The organism is Aerococcus sp. L_32 (assembly GCF_050689315.1).
This window is the reverse complement of sequence record NZ_JBOEQF010000916.1, coordinates 1-738: the sequence shown is the minus strand read 5'-3', so window position 1 is coordinate 738 and position 738 is coordinate 1. Positions and strand designations below refer to the sequence as shown.

Here is a 738-nt window from a genome sequence, read left to right as displayed (position 1 = left end):
GAAAGTATCGTAAGCATGACGTACATTGCGCACCATTTCGTTTAGACGGTTCATCATGTATTGGTCAATTGATGCTAGATCTTCATAGGCAACTGCATCTTTTTTCACATCAAAGTCATACAAGTTTCCTAGTAAGAAACGTACAGTATTACGGATACGACGGTAGTTTTCAGCAACTTGACCTAAGATATCGTCAGAGATACGGACATCGTAGTAAGTGTCTACTGAAGATACCCAAAGACGTAAAATGTCTGCCCCACGTTGTTTGATGACGTCGTTTGGTGACACTGTGTTCCCAATTGATTTGGACATCTTGCGACCTTCACCATCGTTAACGAATCCTTGAGAAAGGACTGAACGGTATGGTGCTTCATCGTTTACTGCGACTGATGTTAATAGTGATGAATGGAACCAACCACGGTATTGGTCAGAACCTTCTAGGTACATGTCAGCTGGGAATGTTAGGTCTTCACGTGTGCGTAATACGCCATGGTGAGATGAACCAGAGTCAAACCATACATCCATGATATCCATTTCTTTGGTGAATTCACCGTTTGGCGATGCTGGATGCGTAAAGCCTTCTGGTAATAAGTCTTTCGCTTCGCGCTCGAACCAGATATTTGAACCGAATTCGTCAAATAGGTTGGCTACATGTTCGATTGTTTCTGGTGTACATACAGGTTCGCCATTTTCTGCGTAGAAGATTGGCAATGGTACACCCCAAACACGTTGACGTGA

Annotated in this window: 1 protein-coding gene; it reads right to left on the bottom strand. The window is 43.2% G+C overall.

What is annotated here, in order from left to right:
- The coding region (locus ACRCJ0_RS17350) for a class I tRNA ligase family protein (protein WP_431391399.1) at positions 1-738 on the bottom strand (738 nt) is incomplete at both ends.